The 8561-nt window shown below is 68.9% G+C and carries 9 protein-coding genes; all 9 read left to right on the forward strand.

The genetic code is table 11. The features are described 5' to 3' along the window. Positions 1-573 (forward strand): ketopantoate reductase family protein (locus VLK61_RS02795; protein WP_325418063.1); only part of this gene is annotated, 573 nt, incomplete at its 5' end. A 10-nt stretch (positions 574-583) separates the two neighbouring features. Further along, complete coding sequence (locus VLK61_RS02800) at positions 584-1453, forward strand: fumarate hydratase (RefSeq protein ID WP_325418065.1); 870 nt, start codon at positions 584-586, stop codon at positions 1451-1453. 4 nt (positions 1454-1457) lie between these two features. Beyond that, the gene (locus VLK61_RS02805; protein ID WP_325418067.1) at positions 1458-2108 is read left to right on the forward strand and encodes a fumarate hydratase C-terminal domain-containing protein; all 651 of its coding nucleotides are present in this window, start codon (positions 1458-1460) and stop codon (positions 2106-2108) included. A gap of 2 nt (positions 2109-2110) precedes the next feature. After that, the gene (locus VLK61_RS02810) at positions 2111-2974 is read left to right on the forward strand and encodes a hypothetical protein (RefSeq protein WP_325418069.1); all 864 of its coding nucleotides are present in this window, start codon (positions 2111-2113) and stop codon (positions 2972-2974) included. A gap of 27 nt (positions 2975-3001) precedes the next feature. After that, complete coding sequence (locus VLK61_RS02815; RefSeq protein ID WP_325418071.1) at positions 3002-3988, forward strand: GNAT family N-acetyltransferase; 987 nt, start codon at positions 3002-3004, stop codon at positions 3986-3988. Positions 3989-4209: 221 nt separating this feature from the next. Beyond that, complete coding sequence (locus tag VLK61_RS02820; RefSeq protein WP_325418073.1) at positions 4210-4584, forward strand: VOC family protein; 375 nt, start codon at positions 4210-4212, stop codon at positions 4582-4584. Positions 4585-4756: 172 nt separating this feature from the next. Further along, positions 4757-5701: a ketopantoate reductase family protein gene (locus VLK61_RS02825; RefSeq protein ID WP_325418076.1), complete on the forward strand. Its 945-nt coding sequence runs from the start codon at positions 4757-4759 to the stop codon at positions 5699-5701. Further along, positions 5698-7101, forward strand: coding sequence for a Trk system potassium transporter TrkA (trkA, locus tag VLK61_RS02830; protein ID WP_325418080.1), 1404 nt, complete (start codon positions 5698-5700; stop codon positions 7099-7101). Before VLK61_RS02825 ends, trkA begins: the two co-directional genes overlap by 4 nt. Then, positions 7101-8561 carry a TrkH family potassium uptake protein gene (locus VLK61_RS02835; RefSeq protein ID WP_325418082.1) on the forward strand — a complete coding sequence of 487 codons (1461 nt, stop codon included), beginning with the start codon at positions 7101-7103 and terminating at the stop codon, positions 8559-8561. The genes trkA and VLK61_RS02835 overlap by 1 nt, the downstream gene beginning before the upstream one ends.

The following is an 8561-nucleotide window of genomic DNA, read 5'->3' on the forward strand; positions in this document are numbered from 1 at the left end:
CCGCAGGTGCTGGGCCTGAGCGTCTTCGCGGCGTGCCACTGCCCGCAGCCCGGCGTCGTCGTGCACGGCGCGGGCTCGCGCCTGGTGCTCGGCGAGCCGGCCGGCGGCCGCAGCGCGCGCGCGCAGGCGCTGGCCGATCGACTGCGCGGCGCCGGCTTCGCGGCCGAGCTCAGCGCCGACATCCGCCGCGACATCTGGGTCAAGCTGCTCGGCAATGCCTGCTTCAACCCGGTGAGCCTGCTGACCGGCGCCGCCAGCGACGAGATGATCGACGACCCGAAGCTGTACGCGCTGTTCATGCGCATGATGGAAGAAGCCATCGGCGTCGGCGGCCGCCTGGGACTGGTGCTCGACGTCGAGCCGGCGCAGCGCATCGCGCAGACACGCCAGCTCGGCCACATCAAGACCTCCATGCTGCAGGACCTGGAAGCCGGCCGCACGGTGGAGATCGAGGCCATCCTCGGGGCGCTTGTCGAGTGCGCCGCGGCGGTGGCGATGCCGGTGCCGACGCTGGACGCCGTGCTCGGGCTGGCGCGCCAGCGCGCGCGCACCGCCGGCCTGCTGCAGCCATGAGGACCTTGCAATGACAATCCGCAGTGAACAGATCCGCGACCTGACGGCCGACCTCTACGAGTGGTCGCTGAAGAAGGTGCCCGACGACACGCAGCGCGCACTGCGCGCCGCCGGCGGCCGCGAACGCGGCGAACTCGGCCGCGCCACGATCGCCATCATGGTCGACAGCGCGCAGGCCGCCGAAAGCAGCGGTGGACTGGTCTGCTCGGATGTCGGCATCCCGGTCTACAGCCTCAAGGTCGGCACGCGCGTGCAGTTCGACGGGCCCGTCAAGCAGGCCATCGTCGACGGCTTCGCGCTGCTGGCCGCGCGCATCGACCCGCCGATCCTGAAGATGGTGACCAACCCGCTGACGCACGAGCGCAGCCACAGCGGCAAGGACATCCCGATCGTCACGGTCGACCTGATCGACGATGCCGACTATGTCGAGATCACCTGCGCGCCCAAGGCGATGGGCACCGGGCGCTGGGAGGCGCTGCAGACCTTCGTCTACCCGCCGCTGGAGGCGATCGAGCGTTTTGTGCTCGACACCGTGGTGCAGGCCGGCTCGCAGGCCTGCCCGCCGATGGTCGTGGGCGTCGGCATCGGCGGCACCTTCGACCATGCCGCGCGCATCGCCAAAGAGGCGGTGCTGCGCCCCTTCGGTCGCACCAACCCCGAGCCGATGCTGGAACGCATGGAGGCGCGGCTGCTGGCGGCGATCAACGAGCTCGGCTTCGGGCCCATGGGCACCGGCGGCGACACCACGGCGATGGCCGTGCACATCGAGTATTCAGGCTCGCACGGCTTCGTGCCGGTGGCCGTGAGCCTGAACTGCTGGATCAACCGCCGCACGCGCGCCCGCATCCACAACGACGGCCGCGTCGAACGCATTGAGTGAACCAATGAGCCACACCCACCACCTGACCTTGCCGCTGGCACGCGCCGATATCGACGAGCTCCGCGCCGGCGACCGCGTGCTGCTCAGCGGCCCGGTCAGCATGTCGATCGGCCTGCCGACGCATCAGCGCATGGTCGAGCACCTGGACCGGCGAGCGCCGCTGCCGGTCGACCTGCGCGATGGCGCTTTCATGCACCTGAGCTGCTTCAACCGCGAACGCGACGACGGCGGCCACGAGGCGCTGTACCTGAACCCGACGACGAGCACGCGCTACAACCCGTTCATGCCGCGCCTGATCGAAGGCTGCGGGCTGCGGCTGGTCGGCGGCAAGGGCGGGCTCGACGCCGACAGCGTCGCCGCGATGCAGCGCCAGGGCTGTGCCTACCTGTCGTTCCTGGGCGGCGGCTGCACGCCGCTGTCGCAGGCGATTCGCAGCGTGCTGGCCGTGCACTGGACCGACTACATCGCGCAGTTCCGCCTGCTGACGCTGGACGTCGAGGCGCTGGGGCCAGCCACCGTCGCCATCGACGCGCACGGCAGCAGCCTCTACGAAAGCCTGCACCACCAGGCCGTGCAACGCCTGCCCGCCATCCTGCAACGCCTGAAGGCGGCTCGCGAAGGCGCCAGCGAAGGGCCCACCCCCACGGAGACATGACGATGCCGCTGCTGCCCTCTCAGATTGCCACCACCGCGCGCCACCACGCCAGCCCGCCACGCCAGCTCGACGGCGACACCAGCGCGCAGAGCTGGGTGACACGCGGCGCCAACTTCATCGTCGTCGTCTCGCGCGTCGCGGAGGGCGACCGCCTGACGCGCGACAACCCCGATGAGTACATGCTGCTGCTGCCCGAGACCGCCGGCCTGTCGGCGCGCCTGGTGGCCGGCACGCACACGCTGGAGGCGAAGGCCGACAGCCTGAGCATCCTGCCGCCGGGGCGCACGCTGATCGAGGTCCGCGGCAGCGGCCTGCTGGCGCGCATTTTCTCGACCGACGCCGCCGATCTGCTGCCGCTGGCCGACAACGCCGCGGCCTACGCGGTGCCGAACCCCGACGCGGCGCCGCTGGTGGCCTGGCCCGATCCGCCCGCCGGCTTCAAGCTGCGTAGCTACCATCTGCCGGCTTACGTCACGGCCGACAGTACGATGCGCGTCTTCCGCAGCACCAAGCTGATGGTCAACCCGCTGATGCCGCGCCGCGCACCGCGCGACGTGCACCAGCTCAGCCCGCACAGCCATGCCGACTTCGAGCAGGGCTCGCTGGCCCTGGAGGGCACTTACGTGCACCATCTGCGTTATCCCTGGGGCCCGGACATGAGCCTGTGGCGCGAGGACGAACAAGCGGAGATGGGCAGCCCGTCGCTGCTGGTGGTGCCGCCGAAGGTCGTGCACACCAGCCGCAACATCGGTCCCGACGTGGGTCGGCTGGTGGATGTCTTCGCGCCGCCGCGCTGGGACTTCGAACGCCGCGGCATCGTCTGCAACGCCGACGAGTACCCGGCGCCCGTGCAGACTGGCGCCTGAGGGCGCGGCGGCCTAATATCGGCGCCGATGCATGACGCGGCGCATTCCTTCGACATCGCGGCGGTGCCACGCGCGCAGTGGGCAGCGCTGGCAGCCTTCGCCTTCCAGGCCAACCAGCGCGACGACGGGCAGGTGCGCTGCCTGCACTTCGAGCAGGGCAGCAGCCCGCAGGCGCTGGCCGACGAAATGCTCGGCCACCCCGACGGTGAGGCGCTGTTCCTGAGCGCGCGGCCGCTGGCGCGCGCTGACAGCAGTGCCTGGCTCGGCACGATCGGCGCGGTGCTGGCTCCGGAGCTCGGCCGTGCGTGGTTGCGCGGGCCGCTGCTCGCCCCCGGCTTCGCGGCGGCCGATGCGCTGCGCGCCTCGGCGCTGGCACGCAGCCTGATCGTCGCGCTGCGCGACGCCTTGCCGCCGGTGATCGTCCGTCTGGACGCCTTTCCCCAGGCCGACGAGGCTTTGCTGTGCGCTGCCTATGCGGCCGAGGGTTTCGAGGACCGGCTCGTCAACCACGTGCTGTGCGCGACGGCCCCCGACACGCCGGCAGCCGGGCCTGCCTGGCCGGCGTCAGTGGCCGACAGTGCCGGCGATCACAAGGCCGCCCTGGAGGCTGCCGCATTGCACGCCGCCGATTTCCCCGAGGGCTACCTGACACCGGACACGCTGCTGAGCACGCGTGACGACGAGCACCGGCTGCTGGTCGCGCGCCACCCGGACGGTGATGGAGATGTCGTCGGCTACCTCTACGTCCAGCACGACAGGGCGGCCGGCGATGCCTACATCGATTTTCTGGCCGTCGCCCCGTCCGCGCGGCGCCGCGGAACGGGGCGCGCGTTGATCGCCGCCGCTTGCCATTGGGCTTTCGTGCAGCGCGGCCTGCCGCGCGTGACGCTGACGGTGCGCAGCGACCGCGCGCCTGCACTGGCGCTCTACCGCAGCGCCGGTTTTGTCGAAGTGGCGGCTGGCAGGCATCTCTGCGCGCGTCGCGCAGCGGCTGAACCGACAGCAAGGAGCTGAACCTCCGCCGGAGTTCGCACCATGCCGCCGGTCTGGTGCGTTTCAAGCCCCAACACACAGGAGGAATGACGATGCCCAAGCATCACATTGTCGCCACGGCATTTGCGAAGGTTTATCCGCTAGCCCTTCCATCAAGGCGAGAGCCAACGGCCTGGCGCCAAGCCGTTGTCTCCGCCTCATTCGTCAGGCTTCGCGCAGGCCCACGCACTTCAGGAGAGCTCATGTTTGACCACGTCAAATTCGGAGTCAGCGACTATGCAGCGAGCAAAGCGTTCTTCCTCAAGGCACTCGAACCGCTCGGCATAGCGGTAGTGTCGGAGGGGCCGCCGACCTATGGTGTCGAGTTGAGCCCACAAGGTGAGGCTTCATTGTGCCTGTACCAAACCGAGGAGAAGCCGGCGCATCTTCACCTAGCGTTCACGGCCGAGAATCGCCAGCAAGTCGAAGCTTTCTATCGCGCGGCTCTGGCGGCGGGGGGCAAAGACAATGGTGCGCCTGGTCTGCGACCGCGCTACCACGCGAACTACTATGCAGCTTTCGTCATTGGGCCGGACGGGCACAACATCGAAGTGGTTTGCCACCAACCCGAGGCCTGAATCTTCCATCGTGGGGACGTCCACAAGCGGGCTTCGCCCACTGGCGCTGCGATCGCTGCCGCCTGGGCGCGCCGGTCATCATCGGGCGCTGCGCCGATAGGCGCGCAAACTGGACGGTCCGAGGAGACCGTGAGGGTATGCTCCAGCCGGGCACTGGAAGGAGCGGCAGGCCATGCGTATCGCGTTCATGGGCTCGGGTGGGCTGGGCGGCTACTTCGGCGCTCGGCTTTGCAAAGGGGGTGCGGAGGTGCACTTCATCGCGCGCGGCAGTCACCTTCGCGCCCTGCGCAGCGAAGGCCTGCGCGTGGAGGGCCCGGAGCCCCTGCACATTCCACGCGTCGCCGCGACCGACACGCCGGCCGAAGTCGGCGTTGTCGACTTCGTCATGCTCTGCGTCAAGCTGTGGGACACGGAATCTGCGCTGCAGCAGATCCGGCCCCTGGTTGGCGCGGGCACCACCCTCATCTCGTTCCAGAACGGTGTTCTGAAGGATCAATCCCTGCGCGCCGCCTACGACGCGTCGCAGATCATGGGCGGTGTCGGCTACGTGGCGACGACGATCGACAGGCCCGGTGTCATCCGCCAGACAGGGCCGATGCAGAGGCTGCTGTTCGGCGAGTTCGATGGCTCGCGCTCGGCACGGGGGCAGGCGCTGCTCGATGCCTGCCTCGCTGGGGGCATCAACGCGGAATGCTCCGGGAACATCCAGCGCGAGATCTGGCAGAAGTACGTGTTCCTGGTCGGGCTGTCGGGGACCACGACGACGATTCGCAAACCCATCGGCCCGATCCGCGAGAATTCGCAGACCCGTGCCTTCCTGCTCGAGGTGATGCGCGAGGTCGTTGCGGTCGGCCGGGCCCATGGCGTGGATTTGCCCGAGAACTACGCTGAAGTGCGCCTCCAGCTGGCGGACGACGTGGCGCATGACATGACCTCCTCGATGCATCACGATCTCGAGCGAGGCAGTCGCCTGGAGGTCCGCTGGCTCTCCGGCGGCGTCGTGGAACTGGGGCAGCGCAAGGGCGTGCCGACGCCACTGAATCGCGCGATCGCCGACATCCTGGCGCTGCACGCTGACGGAGCGTTGGATCACGCGGCAGGACAGTCGGCGCGATGAACATCATCATCCTCGGCGCAGGCCGCGTTGGCGAGAGCGTGGCCGAGAGCCTGGTGTCGGAGAAGAACGACATCACCGTGATCGACACCGACCCGCGCCGCCTGCGGGCGCTGCAGAACCGGCTCGACCTGCGCGGTGTCACCGGCAACGGCATCCATCCCGCCGTGCTCGAGGCCGCCGGGGCGCCCGACGCCGAGATGCTGATCGCCTGCGCCGCGCTGGACGAGACCAACCTGGTCGTCTGCAAGATCGCACGCGACCTGTTCAACGTCACGACGACCATCGCGCGGCTGCGCGCGGCCGAATTCCAGGACGGCCAGACGCCCGATACACGGGCCTCCTTCGGCGTCGACAAGGTGATCTGCCCCGAAGCCTCGGTCACGCGCTACATCCACAAGCTGGTTGAATACCCCGAGGCCTTGCAGGTGCTGGAGTTCGCACGCGGCCGGGTGAGCCTGATCGCGGTGCGCGCGATCAGCGGCGGCGCGATGGTCGGCCACATCATCTCCGAGCTGCCGCAGCTGGTGCCGCGCAGCGCGATGCGCTTCGTCGCGATCTACCGCACCGACGAGCGGGGCAGCGACCGCCAGATCCTGTGCGACGGTGCCACGCGCATCGAACCCGGGGACGAGGTCTTCGTGCTCGCTGCGACGAAGGACATTCGCCGCGTGCTCGACACCTTGCGCCTGCGCGACGAGCCGGTGCGGCGCGTCCTGATCGCCGGCGGCGGCAAGGTCGGCCTGCGCCTGGCGCGCCAGCTGGCGGCAGACTGCCGCGTCAAGGTGATCGAGGCCAATGCGCAGCGCTGCGAATACCTCGCGACGCAGCTGCCGGGGGACACCCTGGTGCTCAACGCCGACTCGACCGACGAGGAACTGCTCGAGAACGCCAACGTGCGCGACACCGACTTGTTTCTCGCGCTGACCAGCGACGACGAAGACAACATCATGGCCTGCCTGCTGGCCAAGCGCCTGGGTGCCAAGCGGGTGCTGGCGCTGATCAATCGCCGGGCCTACGCCGACCTGGTGCAGGGCACGCAGATCGACATCGCGCTGTCGCCGGCGCAGACGGTCATCGGCGAGCTGCTGACGCACGTTCGACGCGGCCATGTCGAGGCCGTGTACTCGCTGCGCCGTGGCGACGCCGAAGCGCTGGAAGCGGTGGCGCATGGCGACCGCAAGTCGTCCAAGGTGGTCGGCCGCCGCATCGAGGAAGTGGCGCTGCCCGCGGGCTCGCAGATCGGCGCGCTGGTGCGGGGCGTTGGCGATGCGGCCGAAGTCATCATCCCGCACCACGACACGGTGATCGAGACCGGCGACCACGTCATCGTCTTCCTGCCGCACAAGCGCATGGTGCGTGAAGTCGAGCGCCTGTTCCAGGTCGGCGCGATGTTCTTCTGATGTCGCATCCGCTGCTCGCTGTCGTCTCGCTGGTCGGCCGCATCGTCGTGCTGTTTGCGCTGCTGATGCTGCTGCCGCTGGCCTTTGCCTGGTTCGGCCACGACGGCGCCGAGCGTGCTTTTGCCGTGGCCACGCTGGTGACGCTCGGCGTCGGCCTGAGCGTCAGCGTGGCGACGGCGCGCTATCGCCGCGAACTGCAGCCGCGCGACGGCTTCCTGCTGGTCAGCCTGATCTGGGGCGTGCTGCCGGCGTTCGCGGCGCTGCCGCTGATGCTGGCGATGCCGGCCCTGAGCGTGACCGACGCCTACTTCGAGGCGATGTCGGGCTTCTCGGCCAGCGGCGCCACCGTGCTCAGCGGGCTGGACGCGCTGCCGATGTCGATCAACGTCTGGCGCTGCTTTCTCAACTATGTCGGTGGGCTGGGCATCGTGGTGCTGGCGGTGGCCGTGCTGCCGATGCTCGGTGTCGGCGGTACCCAGCTGTTCCGGGCCGAGACCCCGGGGCCGATGAAGGACCAGAAACTGACGCCGCGCATCTCGAGCACCGCGCGGGGACTGTGGACGGTCTACGCGGTGCTGTCTGTCGCCTGCCTGATCGCCTACCGCGTGGCCGGCATGAACTGGGCCGATGCGCTGATGCACATGTTCTCGACCGTGAGCCTGGGCGGGCTGTCCTCGCACGATGCCAGCTTCGCCCATTGGCGTTCGCCGGCCATCGAGCTCGTCGGCATGGTCTTCATGATGCTCTCCGGCGTCAGCTTTGCGCTGTACTTCATTGCCTGGCGAAGCCGCTCGGCGCGCGTGCTGTGGGTCGACCCGGAGTTGCGCGCGTACTTCGGCGTGGTGTTCGGCGCGATAACGCTGATCTCGCTCTACCTGGCGGCGCACGGCAAGCACGCCAACTACCTCGAATCGCTGCGCCACGCGGCATTTCATGTGATCTCGGTCGCCACCACCGGCGGCTATGCGATTTCCGACTACGCGCTGTGGCCGCCTTTTGCGCCGGTGCTGATGATCGGGCTCGGCTGCTTCGCCACCTGCGCCGGGTCCACCGGCGGCGGCATCAAGATGATTCGCGTGCTGCTGCTGTTCAAGCAGTCGCAACGGGAGCTGGTGCGCATCGTGCACCCCAGCGTCGTCAACCCGGTGGTCATGGGCGACGCCGTGGTGCCGCCGCAGGTGCTGCAGAGCGTGCTGGCCTACATGATGATCTATGGCGCGACCATCGTGTCGCTGACGATGCTGCTGCTGTTCTCGGGGCTCGACGTGGTGTCTTCCTTCACCGCTGTCATCGCCTGCGTCAACAACATCGGCCCCGGCATGGGCGAGGTCGGGCCGGCGCTCAACTACGGCACACTGAGCGACTTCCAGACCTGGGTCTGCACGGTCGGCATGCTGCTGGGCCGCATCGAGCTGCTGCCGGTGCTGGTGCTGTTCACGCCGCAGTTCTGGCGCGGCTGA

This window comes from Aquabacterium sp., from assembly GCF_035476535.1.
Lineage (GTDB): Bacteria > Pseudomonadota > Gammaproteobacteria > Burkholderiales > Burkholderiaceae_C > Pseudaquabacterium.

What these genes read in the sequence shown, in the direction of transcription:
- VLK61_RS02820 (WP_325418073.1), top strand. Translation starts at nt 4,210, where the DNA reads ATGTTTGACCACGTCAAATTCGGAGTCAGCGACTATGCAGCGAGCAAA.
- trkA (WP_325418080.1), top strand. Translation starts at nt 5,698, where the DNA reads ATGAACATCATCATCCTCGGCGCAGGCCGCGTTGGCGAGAGCGTGGCC.
- VLK61_RS02805 (WP_325418067.1), top strand. Translation starts at nt 1,458, where the DNA reads ATGAGCCACACCCACCACCTGACCTTGCCGCTGGCACGCGCCGATATC.
- VLK61_RS02815 (WP_325418071.1), top strand. Translation starts at nt 3,002, where the DNA reads ATGCATGACGCGGCGCATTCCTTCGACATCGCGGCGGTGCCACGCGCG.
- VLK61_RS02825 (WP_325418076.1), top strand. Translation starts at nt 4,757, where the DNA reads ATGCGTATCGCGTTCATGGGCTCGGGTGGGCTGGGCGGCTACTTCGGC.
- VLK61_RS02810 (WP_325418069.1), top strand. Translation starts at nt 2,111, where the DNA reads ATGCCGCTGCTGCCCTCTCAGATTGCCACCACCGCGCGCCACCACGCC.
- VLK61_RS02835 (WP_325418082.1), top strand. Translation starts at nt 7,101, where the DNA reads ATGTCGCATCCGCTGCTCGCTGTCGTCTCGCTGGTCGGCCGCATCGTC.
- VLK61_RS02800 (WP_325418065.1), top strand. Translation starts at nt 584, where the DNA reads ATGACAATCCGCAGTGAACAGATCCGCGACCTGACGGCCGACCTCTAC.